This window comes from Bradyrhizobium sp. 132, assembly GCF_023074185.1.
Lineage (GTDB): Bacteria > Pseudomonadota > Alphaproteobacteria > Rhizobiales > Xanthobacteraceae > Bradyrhizobium.
Genome location: NZ_JADPKY010000106.1, coordinates 178,735 through 202,071, shown reverse-complemented (window position 1 = coordinate 202,071; position 23,337 = coordinate 178,735). Strand labels below are relative to the sequence as shown.

The following is a 23,337-nucleotide window of genomic DNA, read 5'->3' as shown; positions in this document are numbered from 1 at the left end:
AAAGCCGCGGGGCCGGAATGTCGCACTTCGCAGGGCGCAGACCATTGGTATCGCCACATCCGGATGCTAGGAACAAGGCGAAAGACCAATCGATAGCGAGACCGTATGTCCTTCGAGAATTCATTTTCCGCCGCGCGCGCTTTCGCGCTCGTTTTCTTTCTCGCTTTGTCCGGATTTCTGGGCACCTCCGGCCCCGCCTCTGCGCTGACCGCCGCCGCGACAGTCCGCGACGGCAACTCCATCCAGCTCGGCGACGTCACCTACCGCCTCGACGGCGTCGACGCGCCCGAGCTGGATCAGGTCTGCATCGACGATCACGCCGATCCCTGGACCTGCGGCATCGAGGCCCGCGACCAGCTCGCGAAGCTGATCGGCAAGCGATCCGTGCGTTGCGACGATGTCGGCCCCGAAAAGAGCTTCGGCAAGCGGCACCGCGCGATCTGCACGGCCGAGGGCGACAAGACCAGCTTGAACGAGCAGTTAGTCAAGCTCGGCTTTGCCGTCGCGCGCGAGCCGATCAAGACGAACGTCAAGTCAGCGGCGGCCGACGCCAAATCGGCCTCGGTCGGAATCTGGAAGGGCTGCTTTGTTGCACCGCAAGATTTTCGCACCGGCAAGAAGGACGGCGTGCTCCTGGGTGCCGCCTGCCGCGCCGACCGCGACAAGGAGATTCGCGCGGCGTTGTTTCCCGAGGATCTGAACATGCCGCCGAGCTGTAGCATCAAGGGCAAGCTTGCGGTGCGCGCGCGCGTCACCGGCAATATCGGCATCTATCATTTGCGGGGTTGCCCGAGTTACCCCGCGACCACCAAGCCGGATCGCTGGTTCTGCTCGGAGGACGACGCCCAGGCCGCGGGCTTCCGCAAGGCCTATAATTGCCGCCGGCCGAAATGAGGAAGTCGGTCACGCAGCCGTGAGCGGTAGCCGGAGACAGTATTCATCCGGAATTGAACTCTATCGGGAGTTGCTGCATTTAAATGTTTACGCAAGCGCTTTGCGCGAGCGTTTCCTTGGCGGCAATCCGGTTCCGGCCCGATTGCTTTGCTCGGGCGTTTCCTCCCTAGACTTGGGCCGCTTGTCACAACAAGCGGCTCTTCTTTTTTGCACAATGCGCTAACGGCGCATCGGCATGATCTGATCCATCGGCGGCATGTTCGCATTCAGATGCGCCATGATCCAGACGGTGCCACCGACCACCAGGAAGACCACCAGCAATCCGAAGGCCAGCGCCAGTACGTTGTTGGTGTTGTCGGGGCCAGTGGTGATGTGCAGGAAGAACACGAGGTGCACGCCCATCTGCGCGATCGCCAGCACAATCAGCGCAACGGGAATGGAAGGCTGCCAGACCAGATCGGTGCCGGCGATGAAGAACGACGTCGCCGTCAGCAGCAGCGCAAGCACAAGGCCGACCACGTAACCAAGGATGCGTGCGCCGACACTGTGTTGCTCTTCCTCGCCCGGCGCGAGGTCGCGTTCGGTCCGCACATGCGCCTGATCGCTCATACGCCACTCCCAAGCAAGTAGACCACGGAGAACACCCCGACCCAGACGATGTCGAGCGCATGCCAGAACAGCGCAAAGCACATCATCCGGCGCAGGACGTCTGCGCGAAAGCCCTTGGCGAAGACCTGGGCCATCATGGTCAGCAGCCACAGCACGCCGGCCGAGACGTGCAGACCGTGGCATCCCACCAGCGAGAAGAACGCTGTGAGGAAGGCGCTTCGCGACGGCCCATAACCGCGGGAGACGAGATCGGCGAATTCGCGGAACTCAATGGCGAGGAACACCACTCCGAGCCCGCAAGTCACGGCCATGCCGAGGTAGAACCAGAACCGGTTGCGCACATCGGCCGCGATACTGGCCATGCCGCACGTAAAACTCGACAGCAGCAGGCAGACAGTCTCGATCGCCACATTCCGCTGGTCGAATATCTCCGAACCTTTCGGGCCGCCGGCGGTCTGGCCGACCAGCACCGCATAGGCCGCAAAGAAGCAGGAGAACATCACGATGTCGGAGAGCAGGAAGACCCAGAAGCCATAGGCGGTCACGATGCGCTTCGGCGCCGGCCCGGGATGCTCGATGACGAGCCCGATGTGATGGGGATCGGCGTGCGCACGGCCGGCCGTCGCGGTCATTGACATCAGACTGTCCCCGCCATGCTGACAAGGCTGCGCCGCTCCTCGATATTGACGCGGTCTATCGCGGCGACTTCGTCGGCCGGAATGACGTATTCGTCATGGTCGCGCCAGGCGAACACGACGAAGGTCGCGAACGCCCCGATGCCGCCCAAAATCACCATCCACCAGATGTGCCAGATCAGTGCAAAGCCCATGATGGTGGCAAAGAACGCGCAGACGAAGCCGGTCGGGGAATTCCGGGGCATCTCGATGTCATGATACTCGGGCACTTCATGCTCGAGCGATTGCTGCTGGGCGCGGCTCTTAATGTCCCAGTAGGCATCCTCGCCGCGCACATCGGGATTGAAAGCGAAGTTGAAAACCGGTGGCGGCGACGAGGTCGCCCATTCCAGCGAGCGGCCGTCCCAGAGATCGCCGGTGCGATCGCGCAAGGCATCGCGGTTGCGGATGCTGACCACGATCTGCACGATCTGGCAGATCACCCCGATCGTCAGCACGGCCATGCCGGCGGCCGCCACGAACATCCACGGCCGCCATGCCGCGACATCATAGTGCTGCATCCGCCGCGTCATGCCGAGCATGCCGGCGACATAGAGCGGCACGAAGGTGACGTAGAAGCCGAGGAACGTGAACCAGAACGCCAGCTTGCCCCAGCGGTCGTCAAGGCGGAAGCCGAACGCCTTTGGAAACCAGTATTCGAAGCCGGCGAAGGCACCGAACAGCACGCCGCCGATGATGACGTTGTGGAAGTGCGCAACCAGGAACATGCTGTTGTGGAGCATGAAATCGGCCGGCGGCACCGCGACCAGCACGCCGGTCAGTCCGCCGATGATGAAGGTGACCATGAAGCCTATCGACCACAGCATTGGCGTCTCGAAGCGGATGCGGCCGCCATACATCGTGAACAACCAATTGTAGATCTTCACCCCGGTCGGTATCGCGATGATCATGCTGGCGATGCCGAAGATGGCGTTGACGTCGGGACCTGCGCCCATCGTGAAGAAGTGATGCAGCCAGACCATGAAGGAAATGATGCAGATCGCCATGGTCGCCAGCACCATCGAGCGATAGCCGAACAGCGCCTTGCCGGAGAAGGTCGAGACCACCTCGGAGAAGATGCCGAACGCCGGGAGCACCAGGATGTAGACCTCCGGATGACCCCAGGCCCAGATCAGATTCATGAACATCATGACGTTGCCGCCGGCTTCGTTGGTGAAGAAGTGGAAGCCGAGATAGCGGTCGAGCAGCAGCATCGCCAGCGTCGCGGTGAGGATCGGGAAGGCCGCGACGATGAGGAGATTCGAGGCCAGCGTGGTCCAGCAGAACATCGGCATGCGCAGATAGTTCATGCCCTTGGTGCGCAGCTTCAGCACCGTCGTGACGAGGTTGATGCCCGCCACCAGCGTACCGACGCCGGAGATCTGCAGCGACCAGGCGTAGTAATCGACGCCGACGCCCGGCGAGTAGGACAATTCCGATAGCGGCGGAAACGCGAGCCAGCCGGTGCGGGCGAATTCGCCGATCACGAGCGAGAGATTGACCAGCAGCGCGCCGGTCGCGGTGAGCCAGAAGCCGACTGAATTGAGTGTCGGAAAAGCGACGTCGCGCACGCCAAGCTGCAGCGGCACGATCAGGTTCATCAGCCCGATCACGAACGGCATCGCCACGAAGAAGATCATGATGGTGCCGTGCGCGGAGAATATCTGGTTGTAATGCTCCGGCGGCAGATAACCCTGCGACTGATAGGCGACCGCCTGCTGGATCCGCATCATGATGGCGTCGCTGCCGCCACGCAGCAGCATCACCGAGGCCAGCAGGATGTACATGACGCCGATCCGCTTGTGGTCGACGCTGGTGATCCACTCGTGCCAGAGATAGGGCAGATGCCCCTTCACCACGACCCAGATCAGCACCGCGAGAATCCCGAACAGCACGACTGCGCCCGCAATCAGCGGAATGGGTTGGTCGAACGGGATCGCCGACCAGTCGAGCTTACCGAGCATCATGGCCTCCACTGTGCGGACGGCCGGCATCGGAGATCAGCTCTGGCCCCGGTCCTGGCGGAATGTGCTGGCTCGCGATCAGGTCGAACAGCCTGGGATCGTCGAGCCGGTAGGTCGGCCTGCCCTTTTCGATGCCCTGCTGCATCAGCTTCTTGTAGCTTTCCTCATTGAGGACAGCATCGCTCTTCGCCGTCGCCGCCACCCAGTCCGGAAAGGCGAGCGGCGAGATCACGTCGACGTCGAACATCATGTCCGGAAAACCGTCGCCGGAGAAATGCGCCGACAGGCCCTGCAGCTTGCCTTCGCTGTCGGCGCGCAGGTTCAGCTTCGTCACCATGCCGTTCATGGTGTAGATCATGCTGCCGAGTTGCGGGATGAAGAACGTGTTCATCACGCTCGACGACGTCAGCTGAAAGTTCAGCTCGGCGCCGGCCGGCACCGTCAGCGTGTTGACGGTGGCGATGCGCTGGTCAGGATAAATGAACAGCCATTTCCAGTCGAGCGAGACGGCCTGAATGCGGACCGGGCTGCCGGTGCCGGGCACGGGTGCTGCGGGATCGAGCTGGTGCGAGCCGATCCAGGCGACGCCGCCGAGCAGAATCACGGTGAGCGCGGGGATCGCCCACACCACCATCTCGACGCGCCCGGAATAGACGAAGTCCGGCTGAAAGTGCGCCCTCGGATTGGAGGCGCGAAACCAGAACGCAAAGCCGAGGATCGCGATGATGGTCGGCACCACGATCGCGAGCATGATGAAGACGGAATCGACCAGGATCGTGCTGTTGGCCGCAGCCACAGGTCCTTGTGGATCGAGCAGATTCATCGGCAAGCCACTGGCGGTTGGGAAGCCCCGGGACAGAGCCTAGCGCGGGAAAGGCTCCGGCAGCAAACGCAGTCGCGGGAAAACGGTTCCTCAGCCGCAAGGACCAGCCCTGCGCAATGCGCCGGCCGCGACATGCAATTCCATGCGATGTCAATGACATGAATGCAGGAGGAGCGCCCTTCTCTCCGGCGGGGACGATTGCTAATCTGCACGAAAATAATTGGGAAGAACGACATGCGGGGCCCCGAGGACGATGCCGGTTTCGGCGGCAAGGTAGCGATGGTCAGCGGAGGCGGCGCTGCGGGCGACGGTATCGGCAATGGCCGTGCTGCTGCAATCCTGCTGGCACGCGCGGGCGCCAAGGTGCTGGTGGCGGACCGCAACCTCAAGCTCGCCGAGCGCACCGTGGAGATGATCTCAGACGAGGGCGGCACTGCCGCAGCCCATGGCGGCGATGTCACCAGCGAGGGCGATTGCAAGGCACTGGTCGAAGCGGCGCTCGATCGCTGGGGCCGGCTCGATTTTCTCGACAACAATGTCGGCATCGGCAGCCGGGGCAGCGTGGTCGACGAGACGCCCGAGCAATATCGCCGCGTCATGCAGGTCAATGTCGAGAGCATGTTCCTGCTCTCGAAGCATGCGATCCCCGCCATGATCAAGACCTCCAAAGGCGGCGCGATCGTCAACATCTCCTCGATCTCGGCGCTGCGGCCGCGCGGGCTCACGACCTACACGACATCAAAGGCCGCGATCATCGGGCTGACCCGCGCGATGGCGGTCGATCACGGCCGCGACAACATCCGCGTCAACTGCATCTGCCCGGGACCGATGTACACGCCGATGGTCTATGCCCGCGGCATGAGCGAGCAGGCGCGCGCGCAGCGCGCCATGGCCTCACTGCTGAAGACCGAAGGCACCGGCTGGGACGTCGGCCATGCCGTCAAGTTCCTGCTCAGCAATTTCGCGCGCTACATCACCGGCCAGGTGCTGGTGGTCGACGGCGGCGTGACGCTCCAAGCCCCCGAACGTGGATCACAAGAGCACTGAAAGGAACACCAGGGATGGCCCGCCTGCCCTATCTCGAAGCCGACCAGGTCGCGCCTGATTATCGCGACATGCTCGAGCGCAACACCAATCTGCACAAGCTGTTGGTCAACTCGCCGGAGATGGCGCGCGCCTTCAACGGCATCGGCGGCTACATCCGCTTCAAGAGCAAGCTCGACCCGCGCCTGCGGGAGCTTGCGATCCTCCAGGTCGGCTGGATGGAGAAGTCGGAATACGAATTCACCCATCACGTGAAGATCGGCAAGGAATTCGGCGTCACCGACGAGGACATCGCCGGCCTGATGGCCGAGACCAACGGAAAGCCCTCGAAGCTCGAGCCGCTCGCCAAGGCGATCCTGAAAGGCGCCCGCGAGATGGTACGCGAGCTCGCGATGTCGGATGCGACCTTTGCCGAGATCGAGCAGCATCTCTCGGACGAACACATGGTCGACCTCGTGCTGACCATCGCTTTCTATTGCGGCGTCGTGCGCGTGCTCGCCACCATGAAGATCGACAACGAGCCTTATTACAAAGAGGTACTCCAGCAGTACCCGATCCCCGGAGTGAACTGACATGCGCTTGAAGGACAAGATTGCGATCGTAGTCGGGGCCGGGCAAAGCCCCGGCGAGGGAATGGGCAACGGCCGCGCCACCGCGCTCACCTTCGCGCGCGAGGGCGCCAAGGTGCTTTGCGTCGATCATCATCTGGAATCGGCGCAGGAAACCGCCGCCATGATCGCCGCGCAGCAAGGCACCGCCGCAGCCTTCAAGGCCGACGTGACCAAGTCCGCCGACATCAAGGCGATGGTGGCGGACGCGCATTCGCGCTGGGGCCGCATCGACGTGCTGCACAACAATGTCGGCGTCAGCCTGTCCGGCGGCGATGCCGAGTTGCTGCAAATCACCGAGGAGGCATTCGACCGCGTTGTCGCCATCAATCTGAAGAGCTGCATTCTGGCGGCGAAAGAGGTGATCCCGATCATGCGCGCGCAGAACAGCGGCGCGATCATCAACATCTCCTCGATGGCGGCGATCACGACGTATCCGTACGTCGCCTACAAGGCGACTAAGTCGGCAATGATCGCCTTCACCGAACAGCTCGCCTACCAGAACGCCGAATACGGCATCCGCGCCAACGTCATCCTGCCGGGCCTGATGAACACGCCGATGGCCGTCGACACCCGCGCCCGCGAATGGCACAAGACCCGCGCCGAAGTCGAAGCCGAGCGCGACAGTAAGGTGCCGCTCCGCCGGAAGATGGGCACGGGATGGGACGTCGCCAATGCCGCGCTGTTCTTGGCTTCGGACGAGGCGAACTTCATTACGGGCGTGACGCTGCCGGTGGATGGCGGCGCGAGTGTGCGCAGGGGGTAGACATCCCAAGCACGCTGCTGTCCCTTCTGCCCTTGTGGGAGAGGGTACACCTTCATCGCGGCACGCTTGTCACCCGCCATATCGTGCCGTTGCCGTCCTCCGACACCAGCAACGATCCATCCTTCGCCACGGCGACACCGACGGGCCGCCCCCACACGTCGGTGTCATTCACCACGAACCCCGTGACGAAATCCTCGTACTCGCCCGTCGGCTTGCCGTCCTTCATCCGGATGCGGATCACCTTGTAGCCGGTGCGCTTCGACCGGTTCCAGGAGCCGTGCTCGGCGGCGAAAGCATCGCCTTGGTACTCGGATGGAAACTGCGTGCCCTGATAGAAGGTCATGCCGAGCGAGGCCGAGTGCGGCTGCATCAGCACATCAGGCACGGTAACCTTGTCCTTGAGGTCCGGCCGCGCGCCGGCATGGCGCGGGTCTTGATTACCGCCGACATAGAACCACGGCCAGCCATAGAAGGCGCCTTCCTTCACGCTGGTGACGTAGTCAGGAACGAGATCGTCGCCGAGCCCGTCGCGCTCGTTGGTCGAGCACCAGGGCAGCCCGGTCTGCGGCTGGACCGCCAGGCCGACGCAGTTGCGGATGCCGGTGGCGTAGATCTTCCGCTCCTTACCATCGGGCGTAAAGGAGAGCACGGTGGCGCGCTCGGTCTCGCTCGCCCACGCGGCGCCGAGCGGCTGCGTTTTCGACCACGCTTCCAATCCGCGCGGCGGCGTACCCATGCCTTCGGCGACGTTGCTGAGAGAGCCGACCGAGACCAGCATGCGCTTGTTGTCAGGCGTGAAGACGATGTCGCGCGTGGAATGGCCGCCGTCATGCGGCAGGCTCGCCACGATCGTCTCCGCCTTGCCGCGCGCCTTGAGGTCACCGGCCTGATAGGGAATGCGGACGACGCTGTCGGTGTTGGCGACATAGACCCATTGCGGATTGTCGCCGCCCGGGAAGAAGGCGATGCCGAACGGCTGCCGCAGTCCGCTCGCGAACACCTCGTTGGTCACGACCTTGCCGCCCTCACCGGCGCGCAACACGCGGATGTTGTGAGCGCGCGTCTCCGCGACGAACACATCGCCATTCGGCGCGACCCTGATGATGCGCGGGGCACGCAGGCCCTCGGCGAACAGCTCGATCTTGAATCCGGCCGGCACCTGAAGCGCAGCCTCCGGCGGCCGCGGCACCACGCGCGAGAAGCTCGCAACCGACGGCGTGGCCCGAGGCTTTGCAAGGTCCTGCGGCCGGATCAACCTGACCGTGCCGGGCTTGTCGGCCTGCCAATCGCCGTAGGCGTCCTTGCCCTGCAGCACCGCCTCGGCCTGTGCGCAAGTCGCGACCGCGACCAGCCACCCCGCCGATATCGCCACCAACGAAATCCTGTTCTTCACGTCGTTTCCTCCCGGCCTTCACGTGTGGCGCGTCAACGCCGATCGACCCGCAAACGTTCTGCGACAGGTCAAACGCCTGCTGAATTCCACGTCAGCTTATGCCCGCACGATGTGCATCAGCCGCATCCATCGTACTGGAAAATGCCGCCGAACGGTGCGACACATTGTATGGGCGGGGCCGCCGGTTGCGGTCATCAAAGTTGCGACATTGGTGCCGCAATTGATGGGGTGATCATGTGGGGATCCATCATATCGGAATGGGCGAGCCTGCTGCTCCGCTGGCTGCACGTCGTGGCGGCGATCGCGTGGATCGGCAGTTCCTTCTATTTCATCGCCCTCGATCTCAACCTCAAGCCCAACAGCGATCTGCCGGACGGCGTGCAGGGCGAGGCCTGGCAGGTCCATGGCGGCGGCTTCTACAGGATCATGAAATATCTGGTCGCGCCCGCCCGGATGCCGGACGAGCTGACCTGGTTCAAATGGGAGGCCTACACCACCTGGCTGTCCGGCTTCGCGCTGATGGTGGTGGTGTATTATCTCGAAGCCGATCTGTTCCTGGTCGACAAGTCGATCCTCGACCTCACGCCATTCCAGGCCGGGCTGTTCAGCTTCTGCAGCCTCGCGCTGGCATGGCTGCTGTATGAAGCCGCCTGCCGCACCGGGCTTGCGCAGCGCGAACTCCCGTTCGCCATCGGCGGCTATCTGTTCCTGGTCGCGCTGACCTACGCCTTCACCCACATACTGAGCGGCCGCGGCGCCTTCAACCAGATCGGCGGGATCATCGGCACCATCATGGTCGCCAACGTCTTCGCGTTGATCATCCCGAACCAGAAGAAGATCGTGGCCGCCCTGATCGCGGGGCAAGCACCCGATCCGAAACTCGGCAAGACCAGCAAGGAACGCTCGGTCCACAACAACTATTTGACGCTCCCTGTCGTCGTGCTGATGATCAGCAACCACTATCCCCTGCTCTACGCCACGCGCTTCAACTGGATCATCGTCGCGATCATCCTGGCGCTCGGCCCGGTGATCCGCCACTTCTTCAACGAGAGTCATGCCGGACGCAAATCGCCATGGTGGGTGTGGGGCGTCGCAGCGGTCGGCGTGATCGCGATCCTCTTCCTCTCCGCGGCCGGGCCGCGCGAGGCCAGGACAAGCGCGCTGCCGGTGCAACCGACCCTCGCCAATGTCGAGGAGATCGTGATGTCCCGCTGCAGCATGTGTCACGCGACCGAGCCTGTCTGGGACGGCATCGTGACCGCGCCGAAAGGCATAATGCTCGATGCGCCCGAACATATCCATCGCAACATCCGCCTGATCGGCCGCGTCGCGGCCTGGTCCAATGCGATGCCGCCGGGTAACATCACCGAAATGACCAGCGAGGAGCGCGCCATCCTCGCCGCCTATATCGAGCAGGCTCGCTGACGCCATCGCGCGTCGAGAGAGCATTTCGCGGAATGAAATTCCGCCTTTGCCGCCGATTTGAAAATGACTTGACCGCCTATCCGGCGTAGACAGGCACCAGTGGCCGCCGCCGCGGCCTGAAGTCAGTTTGCATTCGGGGAAAGAACAGTGGCCCTCAAGAACGTCATCGGTATCGACCACGCCGTGGTCATGGTTCAGGACCTCGACAAGGCCGCCGAGAATTACAAGCAGCTCGGCTTCACCCTCTCGCCGCGCGGCACCCACAGCGCGCATATGGGAACCGGCAACTACACCATCATGTTCGACCCGGACTATATGGAGCTGCTCGGCGTGCTCGCCGCGACCGAGCACAACGCGCCCGCGCGCGCCTTCCTCGACAAGCGGGGTGAGGGCATCGAGCGCATCGCCTTCACCGCGGTCGATTCCGCCGCCGGCGCGGAGGAGATCCGCGCACGCGGCCTGGAGCCGATCGGCCCGACCGATTTCGAACGGCCCGTGACGCTGCCTGATGGCACGGTCTCGGCGGCGAAATTCCGCACCTTCATGTGGCCGACCGCGGAGGCGCCCGGAGGCGTGCGTATCTTCGCTTGCCAGCACAAGACCCGGGACACGGTGTGGATTCCCGAATTGATGAAGCACGCCAATGCGGCGAAGCGGATCAAGCAGACGCTGATCGCGACGCCCGAGCCCGCGAAGGAAGCCGCGCATTTGGGGCGGCTGATCGACCGCGCGCCGAAGACCGGGGACGACGGCGCAGTGACCGTGCCATCCGGCGGCGACCGTGCCGATTTCGTCTATCTGACGCTGGACCAGCTCGGCAAGCGCTATCCCGGTGTGCCGCTCGCGGGACTTTCCGGACGCGGCGGCGCGGCCCTGGTGCTTGTGAGCGGCGATCTCGCGGCCACCGAGAAGGCGCTCGGTTCGGCAGCTGTGCGCAGCGGACCTGCGATCTGCGTACCGCCGGCCAAGGCCAACGGCACCCTGCTCGCCTTCGTTGCCGGCTGATTTGAACGGCACGCTCGCCGACTGCGTCCGCGAGCTCATGGGCAAGCCCATCAAGGGGCATCTCGCTCTACGACATCATGACGAGACCGCAAACAGCGTTCGACCAGACCGTGCTGTCGCCCGGCGATGCCGCCGAGATCGCGATGCGCCAAGACTTTCCCAAAGACTTTCCCAAGGACTAGTTTCAAGGATCAGTTCGAGGCGCGCCTGCCGCCAGACTTCCCCCGCTGCTTGGAAGCCGACTCCGTCGGCGCATCCAGGAAGACCACCGGTGTGCCACGCTTGACGTGGTCACCGAGCGCGCGCACGTCCCAATTAGTCAGCCTGACGCAGCCGTGCGACGCCGACTTGCTGACCTTGTCGGGCTCCGCCGTGCCGTGGATGCCGTAACCCTGCGCCGACAAGCCGATCCAATATGCCCCCACCGGATTGTTCGGGCCCGGTTGGACATCGAACGGCTGTTTCGATTTGACGCTGCTGAACTTGTAGTCAGGATTGTAGTGATAGGTCGGCTTGTCGTCGGTGCTGGTGACCTTGAGCGTACCCTTCGGCGTCGGACGGTCCGGACTGCCGATTGTCGCGGGATAGAATGCGAGCAGGCGGCCGGCCCCGTCGAACGCCCTCAGCGTCCCGTTGCTCTTGTCGATCTCGATCCGCGCAACGGGTGGCAGCTCTCTTCGTGCAGGGACATTTGCGACAGTGATCGTCTCGCCGGCCTTGTCGAAGGACTTGCCGGGATTGAGCGTCCGAAGCAGGTCGCCGCTCATGTGGAATTTTTCGGCGAGCCTCTCGAGCGGGCTGGTGTAGCTCAGCGCCTTCAGCGCCTTCATGTCCTCGAGCTTGCCCGGCAGCTCTTTCAGGAACGGTCCCTTCACATCGGCGTCGGTGATCTTGTAGTCGGCAATCATGGGACCTTCGCTCGCCGCGCTCAGCCTGTCCCAAAGCTCCGGCGCGATCGTCTTGTCGGATGCGATACCGCTCTGCTCGGAAAATGCCTTCAACGCCTTCTGCGCGTTCTCGCCGAACTTGCCGTCGATTTCGCCGGGCGAGAACTGCGCACGGTCCAGCATGATTTGAAGCTTCACAACGGACGCGCTGATCTTGTCGGTAGCCGGCTGTTTCGCAGGACGCACAGCATCGTTCACCGCCGCTGCATCGAGATGCCCTGCAAGCGCCGGACAGATCACCGACAGCGAAATCACCGCGCCAATAATCCACCGCATCATGTCGCTCGTCCCAATATGTCCCGCAAAACGGCGGAGAGTTTCCCGGCGGGAACACCGTAGTAGCACCGGCGGAACCGACGAGACCGCAGCTTTGCCGCAATCACACGGTTAAGAACTCCTTGTCGTCTAAGAACTCCCTATCGTCGGCGCGCCGCCGGCCGTTCACCCACAGTTCGAGGTTGTCCACGCAATGCGATTTGTCGTCGCGGCTTGCGCCGCGTTTATGATTCTGATGTGTGACCTCGATCCGTCGGCGTCCCGCCAGACATCGGCTTTCGAACACGCTGTTCTTGAAAACACGCAAGCCTCGCCACTCGTTCCGGTGGTCGAACTGTTCCTCGCAAGCGTGCAGGCGCTCGAGTTCGCCAATGCACGCGCGGCCCATGAGGAGGCACCCGAGCCGCTTGCGAACGAGCCTGTCACGCAGGCGCCGGTTTCGCGGACGGAACGATTCTGCCACGCGCTTCGTGGAGCAGCCGAGGCCAGCGGCATTCCGGTGCCGTTCTTCGCCCGCCTGATCTGGCAGGAGAGCCGCTTCAGGTCCGACGAGGTCAGCCAAGCCGGCGCACAGGGCGTCGCGCAATTCATGCCGGAGACGGCTGCGGAGGTCGGGTTAGATGATCCCTTCGATCCGATGAAGGCGCTGCCGGCATCCGCAAAATTCCTGCGCAAGCTGCGCGACGATTTCGGCAATCTCGGCCTGGCCGCGGCCGCCTACAACGCGGGTCCCGGCCGGATCCAGAAATGGCTCGCCAAGGAGAGCGAGCTGCCGCGCGAGACGCGAGACTATGTCCGCATCATCACGGGCACCAAGGCCGAAGACTGGACCGAACGCACGGAGGCCCTCGCGATCCGGATCGACCTACCACGCGAAGCTCCCTGCGAGGGCATCGGCAGCCTGTCCAAGACGAAAGACGTCGCCTGGGTTCCGGTCAACCTGACGCCCTCGGCCGCCACCATCATTCGCAAGGCCGAGGAACTGGCCGCCCGGTTGAATACCAGCCGTGCACGCAAGCGGATCGCAACCCTGCTCCGGAAGAACGCCTCGACTCACGCCAAGAGGCGCAGCATGATTGAAGCGCGCGCGGCCGGAAAGAGCGCGAAAACCCGAGCCATCCGTCTCGCCGCCCACGAACGATCTGCCGGCTGATGCACAAGTCCGCAAGCCGCTCGATGGAGCGGCTTCCGTTGGTTCGCCTGCAGGGAATCAGCCATGCCGTCGACCAGTGCCGGGATCCTCGCATATCGAAAGCGGCGGGAAGTCGAGGTTCTCCTTGTTCATCCCGGAGGGCCGTTCTGGCGCAACAAGGACTTCGGTGCATGGTCCATCCCGAAGGGTGAGCATACGGACAGGGAAGATCCGGAAGCTGCAGCGCGGCGGGAGTTTGCCGAAGAGCTCGGCTTCGCATTGTCCATGCCGCTGACCTCGCTTGGGCAGGTCAAGCAGCGCGGCGGCAAGGTCGTCACCGCGTTCGCTGCCGAATTCGACATCGACGTGCGCAGCATTCGCAGCAACATGTTCGAGATGGAATGGCCGCCACGTAGCGGCAAACGACAGACCTTCCCCGAGGTCGACCGTGCCGAATGGTTCACCCTCGAAGAAGCGCACAAGAAGATCAACGCGGGACAGCGGCCGCTGCTCGAGCGGTTAGCTCAGATGGCCGGCATCGGATAGGGATCGGCCACTCCGGCATTTCGCGCAAACTGCGCACCCTATTCCGCCTTGATGTTCGCGGCGGCAACGACCTCGGCGAGGCAGCGATGGCAGCCGCTCGGCTGATGACACCGCGAGCGCGCGCAGCCTGCCGGCCTTCACCAACGGCAGGCGATCATGCCGTTGGCGCCGGCGCGGCGGCACGTCAGGGCAGCATCGAAACAAAAACCGCGAAAACAACCCCATGCACAGTAGCCGGTCCTTGTCAGAACAAGGACTTGCACGGACAAGAACTTGCACTGACAGGGATTGCGCAGCAGGCAAAGCCGTTTGACTCGTCGGGCAAAACACCGGCATGATGGCATCATCGCAACAATCGCCAGCGTCACACCGCCCGACCACGGGGCGCCTAGCGGCGATTGCGCGTAAGCCCTTCATCGACATCTCGAAAATCGCCCAAGCGCGCAGCAAGCGAGCGATTGATTTCGCGCGCCATGAGCCCGCGCCGGCAAAGGACACAGCACATGACGACATCTGCGAAACGCCACAGCACGCTGCCGGTTGCGGCAAACGATCTCAGCGGCCTTGCCGCCAGCCCGCGGATCAAACTCTACAAACGGCGGATTGTGATCCACCACACCGACCCCCAAGCCGGCGAACGCCTGCTCGCCGAGGCGCTCGGTGCCGCCGACCGCGACGCGCTACATGGTCTGCTGAGGCAATTGGTGAAGGCCAGCGCGATCGGACGAGAGCCCGATGAAGCCAATCTCGCCTTCATGATCTCGATGGTGAAGAGCATCGCGCCGAAGGATTCGATCGAGGCCATGCTCGCAGTCCAGATGGTGTCCGTTCACACGGCGGCGATGCGCTCCGCCTGCCGCCTCGCCTGCAGCGGCGACGTCCAGCAGCAGGAAAGCATCACACGCGCATTGACCCGGCTGACCCGCACCTTCGCAAGCCAGATCGAGGCACTCAGCCGCCACCGCAACAACGGCGAGCGCGCGATCACGGTCCGGAACTTGTCGGTGCAGGACGGCGGCAGGGCGATCGTGGGCAACGTCACCCAACATGCGAGCATGATCGTGGCGGAGCCGAACGCTGCGACAGATGCAGGACCGGTCCCGCCGCGCGAGGCCGAATCCAGACAAGGCGCCGGCGCATGAACGGCGATCACATCCGCAACACGGGCGCGATGATGACGAGCCCGCGTTGCGGCGCCGGGACGCGTAGCGGCACCGCCTGCCGCGCGCCGGCAGTGCAAGGCAAAGGCCGCTGCCGCATGCACGGCGGCGCACGGAGATCGGGCCCGCCGAAGGGAAATCAGAATGCGCGGACACACGGCGCATTCACGCAGGACGGGATTGCGGAACGACGGGCGATCCGGGCGTTGCTGGGCGAAACGCAGAAGCTGCTGGTCGAGATGAAGTCGGTGCCTGACTAAGGGATCAGTCGGCTGAGGCCAAATCTCCGGCATCCATGGTCCATTAATGGACCATATAGGCCCAAATGATCCATTTATGGATCATTGTGTTGACGCGAAGACAGCACGGACGATCACGCCCGCAACCACGCGGCGTTGGAAAAGAACTCTCGCTGACGCCCGCTTACGACATCTGCCCGCAGGTCAGGACCGGCGGAGAGGCCAGCCAGGCGATGTTCATCACCGGCGAGCGACGCACGAGCCAGATCACCGTGTGCCTTCAGGCCGCACCGCTCTTCCTTCGGACTCGATGAGGCGACCAAGCTCATCGCGGGACAGATCAAGGCGATCAAGAGGTTCTGGAAAGAAATATGCGACACGGCAGCGCTCTCGGAAGTCGACCGCAATTTCCTGTGGCGGCGGCAATTCCTCAACCCGTTCGCGTTCGCCGATGCTCCGGAGGCGCTGGTTGAACTCCTTGAATGAAGGCCGGCAGGCGTCGCCGCCGTTGTGACTCCCTGCCACTGGCCTCACTAAGCGTATCGCAGCACGTCCTTGGCCGGCGCACGAATTGCGGTGACCGCGGCACGAAATCGACCGTCCAACGCTGTCACAGTAACTCCAGCTGAATGAAGGCGGGTCCGGGCCGTGCTGAATGATGCGCGGAAGCTAGCTGGGGAGCTGTCGTGAGCTGCCGAAGAGACCTCGAAGGCGAGCCAGCGTAGATCGCAATCGTTGTTGACGAACGCGGTTGCGGGGACCTGCAACAAACAGCCCCCTGGACTTCCGCCACTCGTTATTTTCGTTACATCCTAATTAATGAGCGAGTCTGGCCTGCTTACTCCGATCGCGGATATTAGCGGCTCGGGAGCCCAGGCCCGTCCGTAGCCGGACTTTTGAAGGGCCGTGGCCAGGTCGCATTCAGTAGCTTGACAGCCCGAACAACTCAATTGAAGCCGGGCAGTGTCACGATGCGAAACTCTTGAGTTTGGCTGGGGCTTCGCAGTTGGAAATTGATTCGATGACGCGGCACTCGGCCACACGACCTCCTCTGCAGCACGCTAACATGTGCTGAAGCTCGCCACGAAGCGCGACGAGCCGCTGAATTTTGCTGTCAACGGCCTCAAGGTGCTCGCCGACAAGCGCATCGATCTCTCGGCAGGAGCCCTCGGGCTGGTCCTGCAATTCGAGCAAGGTGCGGATGGCCTCGACCTCGAAACCCAACTCGCGCGCGTGGCGGACGAAGACGAGGCGCCGGATGTCGCTGTCACGATAACGGCGACGGTTGCCATCGGATCGCGGCAAAGGTGGCAGGAGGCCGATCTGCTCATAATAGCGGATCGTCGGAACCTTGAGGCCGGTGCGTCTGGCAACCTCGCCGATGGGACATTCGTCACCCATTTTGGAGACCTTTCTCTTGCTCCTCTAGTCACTAGAGGATGCAAGATCTGAGTTCAAGTATCGAGGATGAAGCATGGCGGGCTGCTGCAATGACGAATCGTGTTCCCCTGGCGGCCCAGCGCCCAGCAACCCCGCGTGGCGCCGCGTCTTGTGGATTGCGCTCGGCGTCAACGGGGTCATGTTCCTGGCCGAGATCGGAAGCGGCATCGCGGCTGGTTCGGCTTCCTTGCAGGCCGATGCGCTGGACTTCCTCGGGGATACGGCGAATTACGCAATCAGCCTCGGGGTCGCCGGCATGGTTCTGGTGTGGCGAGCCCGCGCGGCGCTTTTGAAGGGCATCACTTTGCTGGTGCTCGCCTTGTGGGTGATCGGGATCACGGCCTTTCAGGCGTGGTCCGGCACTCTTCCGAAAGCAGAGGTGATGGGCGTCGTTGGCATACTGGCGCTCGTCAGCAATGCTGCGGTAGCCGTCTTGCTTTTCCGCTACCGGGCCGGGGACGCCAATATGCGCTCGGTCTGGATATGTTCGCGAAACGACGTGATCGGTAATCTGGCCGTGCTGTTGGCGGCGGCGGGCGTGTTCGGAACCGGCACGGGTTGGCCGGATATCATCGTTGCAGCGATCATGGCCGCGCTGGGGATTTGCGGCGGCGTCCAGATCATCCGTCATGCGATGTCCGAACTTCACCCTTCGGCGCCAACAACGCGGCCGATTTCATCAGGGCAAGTCAGCAGCGCAACTATTAGATTCCGAAAATGATCGAACGCGTGAGAGTGGCGCGGTTGGCGTTTACGGGCCTCGGGTTTGCAGCCGGGATCGCGGTTGCAAGCCTTGCACCCGGCGTGCCGGAAACTGTGCGCAAGTTCGCGGGATTGGCTTTTGCGCCTGGCACCGTGCAATCGCCCGACTCTGCTGGGCAGCCGCGCGGCGAAGGCAGCAAGGCGTCGGACGACAAGCAAGCGGTCGTCAGCCTGACAGACGAGCAACTGACGGAAGCGCACATCGATCTGGCACAGATCGAAAGCGGCATCCTCGCTCGCCGCATCATCGTTCCCGGAACAATTATCCCAGTCGCCGACCGGATCGCGAGAGTCGCCGTGAAACTCTCTGGCACTGTGGCGGAGCTGCGAAAGAATATCGGCGATCCAGTGATCAAAGGCGAAGTGCTCGCCATCCTTGAAAGCCGTGAAGTCGCGGACGCCAAAAGCGAATACCTCGCCGCCCGCCTCACCAATGAGTTGCAGCAGACATTATTTCAGCGCGACAAAATGCTATGGGAAGGTCGCGCATCCACCGAACAACAGTTTCTCAGGTCCCGAAACCTGACTGCGCAGACTGAAATGAAATCCAATATTGCCCGCCAGAAGTTGTTCGCGCTTGGTCTCAGCGAAAGCGAAATCGCGGCTCTGCCAAACGAGCCGGAAGCCCTGCTGCGTCGCCAGGAGGTTCGAGCGCCGATGGCAGGCCGCGTGGTCGAGCGCAAGGTCGATCTCGGCATGGCGGTCGGACGGGATAATCTAGAGACCGAACTGTTCGTGATTGTCGATCTCGATCGTGTCTGGGTCGAACTCGCAGTGAGTCCGACCGACCTCCCCGCGATCAAGGAGGGGCAGCCCGTGTCGATTGCGGCCCGTGGAATCACGGAAAAGCCCGACGGCAAGGTCGTGTTCATCACTCCTGTCGTCGACAAGGACTCGCGCGCGGCGCGCGTGGTTGCGGAAGTTGCCAATGAGAGCGGCGCATGGCGGCCGGGTTCGTTTGTGACCGCTGCGGTCGCGACCGGCGAACAAGCGGTTTCCATTGCCGTGCCAACCAACGCCATCCAGACGATCGGCGCTGGAAAAGCTGTGTTCATCCGTACGACGGAAGGTTTCGAAAAGCGCTCGGTGGTGACCGGCCGGAGCGATGACCGCTTAACCGAGGTGCTGACGGGTTTGAAGGCCGGCGAGACCATCGCCGTCACCAACACGTTTCTGCTCAAGGCAGAGTTCCTCAAGTCGTCCGCCGAGGACTGAGGGGATGATCGAATACATCCTCGCCGCATCAGTGCGTCGCCGGTGGTTGGTCGTGCTCGTGACGCTTGCTGCTGCGCTCTCCGGCGCGTGGTCTCTTACCAAGCTGCCAATCGATGCCGTCCCCGACGTGACCAACGTCCAGGTCCAGGTCAATGCCCTCGCGCCGGCGCTCTCGCCTATCGAGATCGAGAAACAGGTCACCTTTCCAATCGAAACGGCGCTGGCCGGCACGCCCGGTCTGGAATTGACCCGTTCGTTTTCGCGCAACGGTTTTGCCCAGGTCACCGCCGTCTTTACCGACAGGACAGACATCTACTTCGCGCGCCAGCAGGTGGCGGAGCGTCTTACCGAAGCAAAGGCGAGCCTGCCGCCCGGCGTCGATGTCCGGACGGGCCCGATCTCGACCGGGCTCGGCGAAGTCTATTGGTGGTCGGTGGAGTATCTGCCCGCCGAAGAGACCAGTTCGGTCCGCGACGGCAAGCCGGGATGGCAGAGTGACGGTTCGTATCTCACCCCCGAAGGTGAGCGCCTCGCCGACGAATTTCAGCGCACCGTCTATTTGCGTACCGTGCAGGACTGGATCATCCGTCCTCAGATGAAGACCGTGCCGGGTGTCGCGGGAGCCGACGCGATCGGCGGATACGTGAAGCAGTACCTTGTGCAACCGGATCCGGCGCGCCTGATCGCCTACGGGCTGTCTTTCGGGCAAATCGTGCATGCTATCGACGCCAACAATGTCAGCCGTGGCGCGAACATTATCGAGCGTAACGGCGAAGGCTATGTGGTACGCACCAGCGGGCGCGTGGAAAACCTCGGTGATATCGAAGAAATCGTCGTCGCGACCCGTCACGCCGTTCCTGTGCGGATCAGGGATGTGGCGGAGGTAGCGCTTGGCCGCGAACTGAGAACCGGCAGTGCAAGCGTGAACGGGCGCGAGGTGGTGCTCGGGACGGCCCTGATGTTGGTCGGCGGCAACAGCCGGACCGTCGCGGCCGCGGCGGCGAGCAAACTCGACCAGATCAACCGCACCCTGCCGCCCGGCATCCGCGCACGCACGATGCTCAATCGCACCCAACTTGTCGATGCCACGATCCGCACCGTGGCAACGAACCTCGCCGAAGGGGCGCTGCTGGTGGTACTGGTGCTGTTCCTGCTGTTGGGCAATTTCCGCGCGGCATTGGTGACGGCCGTCGTCATTCCCGTCACCATGCTGATCACCGCGACCGGCATGCTGCAAGGCAGGATCAGTGCGAACCTGATGAGCCTCGGAGCGTTGGACTTCGGGTTGATCGTGGATGGCGCGATCATTATCGCCGAGAATTGCCTTCGCCACATGGCGGAGCGCCAGCGCGAACTTGGCCGGAGCATGTCGCTGAGCGAGCGTCTCGACACTGTGACGATGTCCGCGACCGAGATGATCAGACCGACGGTGTACGGGCAAGCCATCATTATTCTCGTCTACGTGCCGCTTCTGACCTTCACCGGCGTGGAGGGCAAGACGTTCGAACCGATGGCCATGACGGTCATCATCGCCCTGATCACGGCTTTCGTGCTTTCGTTGACCTTCGTGCCGGCGATGATCGCAATCTTCGTCAGCGCACGCGTGCAAGAGACCGAGAATTTCATCGTCCGCGGCTTGAAGACGCTGTATCAACCTGCGCTTGGCGCGGCGACACGATCACCCATCGCGGTGATCACCGCCGCGATTTTGCTGTGCGTCGGGGCCACCCTGCTGTTCGCACGGCTTGGCCAGGTGTTCACGCCAACGCTCGACGAGAAGAATATCGTGATGGAAGTCAGGCGGATTCCCAGCACGTCGCTTGCACAATCGCAAACAATGCAGCTCAGTATCGAGAAGGCCGTCAGCCAACTGCCGCAGGTTGCGTTTGTGTTTTCCCGGGTCGGCACGCCGGACCTGGCGGCCGACCCGATGCCGCCGAATGCGGCGGACACTTACGTCATCATGAAGCCGCGGGACGAATGGCCCGATCCGCGGATACCCAAGGACGAATTGATCCGGCAGCTCGAAGCTGAGGCATCCAAATCCCCTGGCAACAAAGTTGAGTTTTCCCAGCCCATCCAGATGCGCTTCAACGAGCTGATTGCCGGTGTGCGCGCGGACCTGGCAGTGAAGGTCTTCGGCGACGATTTTTCCTCCATGCTGCGCGCGGCCAACCAGATTGCCGCTATTCTCAGGGAAATCGAGGGTGCGGCCGACGTCAAGGTGGAGGAGGTGCAGGGCCTGCCGGTTGTGGAGATCAGAATCGACAAGGCGGAGATCGCCCGTCGCGGCCTGAACCTTGTGGACGTGCAGGATGTTGTCGGTGTCGCCATCGGTGGCAGCCCGGCCGGACTCGTGTTCGAGGGCGATCGCCGTTTCCAGATTGTTGTCAGACTTGCCGATTCGCAACGCAGCGAAGTCCTGGCGCTGGAAAATCTGCCGGTCACCCTGCCACAAAGCGGGTCGGGTACCGGGGCGGTTACCGTTCCCTTGCGCCAGCTTGCGAGTTTCCATGTGGGCGAAGGCCCCAATCAGGTCAGCCGGGAAAACGGCAAGCGGCGCGTGGTGGTGACAGCCAACGTGCGCGGTCGCGACATCGGCTCGCTTGTCGATGAGGCACAAGCGAAGATCGCGGAGCAGGTCGCGCTGCCTGCCGGGTATTGGTTGGCTTGGGGCGGCCAGTTCGAGAATTTGAGCGCCGCGCGGCAACGGCTCATGATTGTTGTGCCGCTCTGCTTTGGGCTGATATTCCTGCTCCTCTTGGGCGCGCTGGGTTCCGCCCGCGACGCGCTGATCGTGTTCAGCGCCGTTCCCCTGGCGCTCACTGGAGGAGTGGTGGCGTTGTGGCTGCGCGATATGCCCTTTTCGATTTCGGCGGCAGTCGGCTTCATCGCGCTGTCGGGCGTCGCCGTTCTCAATGGACTCGTGATGTTAAGCTTTATCAGGCAGCTCATCCATGACGGGGTATCGAAGCAGGAGGCCATTGTCGTTGGCGCGCTTACCCGTCTGCGCCCTGTCGTGATGACCGCGCTGGTCGCCTCTTTGGGTTTCGTGCCGATGGCCATTGCAACCGGGACCGGAGCCGAGGTGCAGAAACCCTTGGCCACCGTGGTGATCGGTGGTCTGATCAGCGCGACCTTGCTGACGCTCGTTGTTCTGCCCGCGCTGTATGCGCGATTTTCAAGCGGACCGCGCAATTTGACAGGTTGATCGCCCGAGCGCGCTACCTGGTTCTAGAATCTGAGGTTATTTTAGGGGACGGGATTTGAACCTATGACCTCAAGCTCATGAGCCTGACGAGCGGGCGCAGCCGACCCAGCCCCGGTCAATCGCTGCATGCATAACTAACATGGCGCCACGTAAGCTGGCCAGCGCCACATCCGGCGCCGGCCATATCCCACCGCTACTACTGCGACCGGTCCGAGGTCCAGCCCTTGTACTCGCCGACATTGTCGCGCGTCACGAGTTTCGACGGCAGCAGCTCGACGGTGGACGCCGGCTTCTGGCCGTTGAGGATGCTGACGCCGACCTGCACGGCGCGGCGGGCCATGAAGAACGGGTCCTGCGAGGCGGAGGCCTGGATCTGCGCCGCCTGCGGGTCCTTGAGCGCTGCTTCGATATCGGGCGCGCCGTCGACCGCGGTGATGACGATGCCGGTGCGGTGCTGCTGGCGCGCCGCGAGGTCGGTGCCGATCGCCTGCGGATCGTTGATGGCGAAGATGGCGTCGATCTTGGCGAAGCGGGTCAGATAACCCTGCGCCACCGTGAGGCCGCCTTCGCGCGAGCCCTTGCCGTCCTGGTCGTTGGACAGAACCTTGATGCCGGGGTTCTTGCCGAGCACGTTCTTGCAGCCGACGACGCGATCGATCACCGCGGAAACCTGCGGGCCGTTCTCGATGATCACGTCGCCTTTGCCTCCGAGCTTGTCGACGATGTATTGGCAGGAGATCTCGCCGGCCTGGACGTTGTTGGTGGTCACCGTGGCGTCGGCGCCCTCGGCTGCGGTGTCGACGGCAACGACGACGATGCCGGCGGCCTGGGCCTTCTTGATCGCCGGCCCGACCGCCTTGGGATCGCCGGGATTGAGCAGGATCAGGTCGACGCCGGCGGCGATGAAATTGTCGATCTGGGTGACCTGCTTGCCGAGATCATACTCGAAGCCGACGGTGGTGATCTTCACGTTGGGATTGGTCTTTTTGGCCTCGAACTCGGCGCCCTTCGACAACGCGACGAAGAACGGATTGCCGAGCGAGCCCAGCGAAATGCCAACCGACTTGAGTTCCTTGGCGAAGGACGGAGCAGAGCTCAGGACGAGCGCCATCGCGGCGCCGGCAAGCGAGATCGTCTTCAACATTGGCTTCCTCCCTGGTCTGTTGAATCTCCGGCACGGCGACCAGTTGCCGTGACGGAATGG

General features: G+C 63.1%; 22 protein-coding genes. 13 read left to right on the top strand and 9 right to left on the bottom strand.

The features are described 5' to 3' along the window. Positions 1 to 105: 105 nt before the first annotated feature. Positions 106 to 894 carry a thermonuclease family protein gene (locus tag IVA74_RS22590; RefSeq protein WP_247348216.1) on the top strand — a complete coding sequence of 263 codons (789 nt, stop codon included), beginning with the start codon at positions 106 to 108 and terminating at the stop codon, positions 892 to 894. A gap of 219 nt (positions 895 to 1,113) precedes the next feature. Here IVA74_RS22590 and cyoD read toward each other — a convergent pair whose 3' ends face one another. Genes cyoD through IVA74_RS22570 form a run of 4 tightly spaced genes read right to left on the bottom strand, consistent with a single transcriptional unit; the run spans position 1,114 to position 4,964 of the window. Next, entirely contained in the window at positions 1,114 to 1,503 is a 390-nt protein-coding gene (gene cyoD, locus IVA74_RS22585; RefSeq protein WP_247348214.1) for a cytochrome o ubiquinol oxidase subunit IV, read from the bottom strand. After that, positions 1,500 to 2,141 (bottom strand): cytochrome (ubi)quinol oxidase subunit III, encoded by a 642-nt coding sequence (locus IVA74_RS22580; RefSeq protein WP_247348212.1) that lies wholly within the window; start codon positions 2,139 to 2,141, stop codon positions 1,500 to 1,502. The genes cyoD and IVA74_RS22580 overlap by 4 nt, the downstream gene beginning before the upstream one ends. Beyond that, the gene (gene cyoB / locus IVA74_RS22575) at positions 2,141 to 4,141 is read right to left on the bottom strand and encodes a cytochrome o ubiquinol oxidase subunit I (RefSeq protein WP_247348210.1); all 2,001 of its coding nucleotides are present in this window, start codon (positions 4,139 to 4,141) and stop codon (positions 2,141 to 2,143) included. The genes IVA74_RS22580 and cyoB overlap by 1 nt, the downstream gene beginning before the upstream one ends. Continuing rightward, positions 4,131 to 4,964, bottom strand: a complete 834-nt coding sequence (locus IVA74_RS22570) for a cytochrome ubiquinol oxidase subunit II (protein WP_247348209.1) — start codon at positions 4,962 to 4,964, stop codon at positions 4,131 to 4,133. Before IVA74_RS22570 ends, cyoB begins: the two co-directional genes overlap by 11 nt. Positions 4,965 to 5,198: 234 nt before the next feature. Between IVA74_RS22570 and IVA74_RS22565 the strand changes: the two genes are divergently transcribed. From IVA74_RS22565 to IVA74_RS22555, 3 genes are read left to right on the top strand one after another with little or no spacing between them, the layout of a single operon-like run. Further along, on the top strand, positions 5,199 to 6,011 hold the full coding sequence (locus tag IVA74_RS22565) for an SDR family oxidoreductase (protein ID WP_247348207.1): 813 nt from the start codon (positions 5,199 to 5,201) through the stop codon (positions 6,009 to 6,011). A 14-nt stretch (positions 6,012 to 6,025) separates the two neighbouring features. Further along, a complete protein-coding gene (locus IVA74_RS22560; protein WP_247348205.1) occupies positions 6,026 to 6,580 on the top strand; it encodes a carboxymuconolactone decarboxylase family protein in 555 nt (184 codons plus the stop codon). Position 6,581: 1 nt separating this feature from the next. Continuing rightward, positions 6,582 to 7,382, top strand: coding sequence for an SDR family NAD(P)-dependent oxidoreductase (locus IVA74_RS22555; RefSeq protein ID WP_247348203.1), 801 nt, complete (start codon positions 6,582 to 6,584; stop codon positions 7,380 to 7,382). A 52-nt stretch (positions 7,383 to 7,434) separates the two neighbouring features. Here IVA74_RS22555 and IVA74_RS22550 read toward each other — a convergent pair whose 3' ends face one another. Continuing rightward, a complete protein-coding gene (locus IVA74_RS22550; RefSeq protein WP_247348201.1) occupies positions 7,435 to 8,775 on the bottom strand; it encodes a sorbosone dehydrogenase family protein in 1,341 nt (446 codons plus the stop codon). Between the two features lie 234 nt (positions 8,776 to 9,009). On the opposite strand from IVA74_RS22550, the gene IVA74_RS22545 reads away from it, so the two are divergent. Together IVA74_RS22545 and IVA74_RS22540 are read left to right on the top strand one after the other, a co-directional pair. Further along, positions 9,010 to 10,200, top strand: a complete 1,191-nt coding sequence (locus IVA74_RS22545; protein WP_247348199.1) for a urate hydroxylase PuuD — start codon at positions 9,010 to 9,012, stop codon at positions 10,198 to 10,200. 147 nt (positions 10,201 to 10,347) lie between these two features. Beyond that, a complete protein-coding gene (locus IVA74_RS22540) occupies positions 10,348 to 11,205 on the top strand; it encodes a VOC family protein (RefSeq protein WP_247348195.1) in 858 nt (285 codons plus the stop codon). 191 nt (positions 11,206 to 11,396) lie between these two features. On the opposite strand, the gene IVA74_RS22535 is transcribed toward IVA74_RS22540, so the two are convergent. Beyond that, the gene (locus IVA74_RS22535; protein ID WP_247348193.1) at positions 11,397 to 12,431 is read right to left on the bottom strand and encodes a L,D-transpeptidase; all 1,035 of its coding nucleotides are present in this window, start codon (positions 12,429 to 12,431) and stop codon (positions 11,397 to 11,399) included. A gap of 190 nt (positions 12,432 to 12,621) precedes the next feature. Here IVA74_RS22535 and IVA74_RS22530 point away from each other — a divergent pair, with 190 nt between their 5' ends. The 4 genes from IVA74_RS22530 (at position 12,622) to IVA74_RS22515 (ending at position 15,526) form a co-directional block, all read left to right on the top strand. After that, the gene (locus tag IVA74_RS22530; protein ID WP_247348191.1) at positions 12,622 to 13,581 is read left to right on the top strand and encodes a transglycosylase SLT domain-containing protein; all 960 of its coding nucleotides are present in this window, start codon (positions 12,622 to 12,624) and stop codon (positions 13,579 to 13,581) included. Between the two features lie 63 nt (positions 13,582 to 13,644). Next, on the top strand, positions 13,645 to 14,106 hold the full coding sequence (locus tag IVA74_RS22525) for an NUDIX domain-containing protein (protein ID WP_247348189.1): 462 nt from the start codon (positions 13,645 to 13,647) through the stop codon (positions 14,104 to 14,106). 503 nt (positions 14,107 to 14,609) lie between these two features. Next, a complete protein-coding gene (locus IVA74_RS22520; RefSeq protein ID WP_247348187.1) occupies positions 14,610 to 15,248 on the top strand; it encodes a hypothetical protein in 639 nt (212 codons plus the stop codon). Continuing rightward, the gene (locus tag IVA74_RS22515; protein WP_247348185.1) at positions 15,245 to 15,526 is read left to right on the top strand and encodes an HGGxSTG domain-containing protein; all 282 of its coding nucleotides are present in this window, start codon (positions 15,245 to 15,247) and stop codon (positions 15,524 to 15,526) included. The genes IVA74_RS22520 and IVA74_RS22515 overlap by 4 nt, the downstream gene beginning before the upstream one ends. A 113-nt stretch (positions 15,527 to 15,639) precedes the next feature. Here the strand turns inward: IVA74_RS22515 and IVA74_RS22510 are convergent, their stop codons facing one another. Together IVA74_RS22510 and IVA74_RS22505 are read right to left on the bottom strand one after the other, a co-directional pair. Next, complete coding sequence (locus tag IVA74_RS22510; RefSeq protein ID WP_247348183.1) at positions 15,640 to 15,885, bottom strand: hypothetical protein; 246 nt, start codon at positions 15,883 to 15,885, stop codon at positions 15,640 to 15,642. 586 nt (positions 15,886 to 16,471) lie between these two features. Continuing rightward, entirely contained in the window at positions 16,472 to 16,906 is a 435-nt protein-coding gene (locus IVA74_RS22505) for a helix-turn-helix domain-containing protein (protein ID WP_247348181.1), read from the bottom strand. Between the two features lie 148 nt (positions 16,907 to 17,054). On the opposite strand from IVA74_RS22505, the gene IVA74_RS22500 reads away from it, so the two are divergent. From IVA74_RS22500 to IVA74_RS22490, 3 genes are read left to right on the top strand one after another with little or no spacing between them, the layout of a single operon-like run. Continuing rightward, positions 17,055 to 17,666, top strand: coding sequence for a cation transporter (locus IVA74_RS22500; protein WP_345947006.1), 612 nt, complete (start codon positions 17,055 to 17,057; stop codon positions 17,664 to 17,666). Next, positions 17,663 to 18,922, top strand: coding sequence for an efflux RND transporter periplasmic adaptor subunit (locus tag IVA74_RS22495; protein ID WP_247348177.1), 1,260 nt, complete (start codon positions 17,663 to 17,665; stop codon positions 18,920 to 18,922). Before IVA74_RS22500 ends, IVA74_RS22495 begins: the two co-directional genes overlap by 4 nt. Positions 18,923 to 18,926: 4 nt before the next feature. Next, positions 18,927 to 22,133: a CusA/CzcA family heavy metal efflux RND transporter gene (locus IVA74_RS22490; RefSeq protein ID WP_247348175.1), complete on the top strand. Its 3,207-nt coding sequence runs from the start codon at positions 18,927 to 18,929 to the stop codon at positions 22,131 to 22,133. A 196-nt stretch (positions 22,134 to 22,329) separates the two neighbouring features. Here IVA74_RS22490 and IVA74_RS22485 read toward each other — a convergent pair whose 3' ends face one another. After that, positions 22,330 to 23,277 carry an ABC transporter substrate-binding protein gene (locus tag IVA74_RS22485; RefSeq protein WP_247348173.1) on the bottom strand — a complete coding sequence of 316 codons (948 nt, stop codon included), beginning with the start codon at positions 23,275 to 23,277 and terminating at the stop codon, positions 22,330 to 22,332. Positions 23,278 to 23,337: the final 60 nt, after the last annotated feature.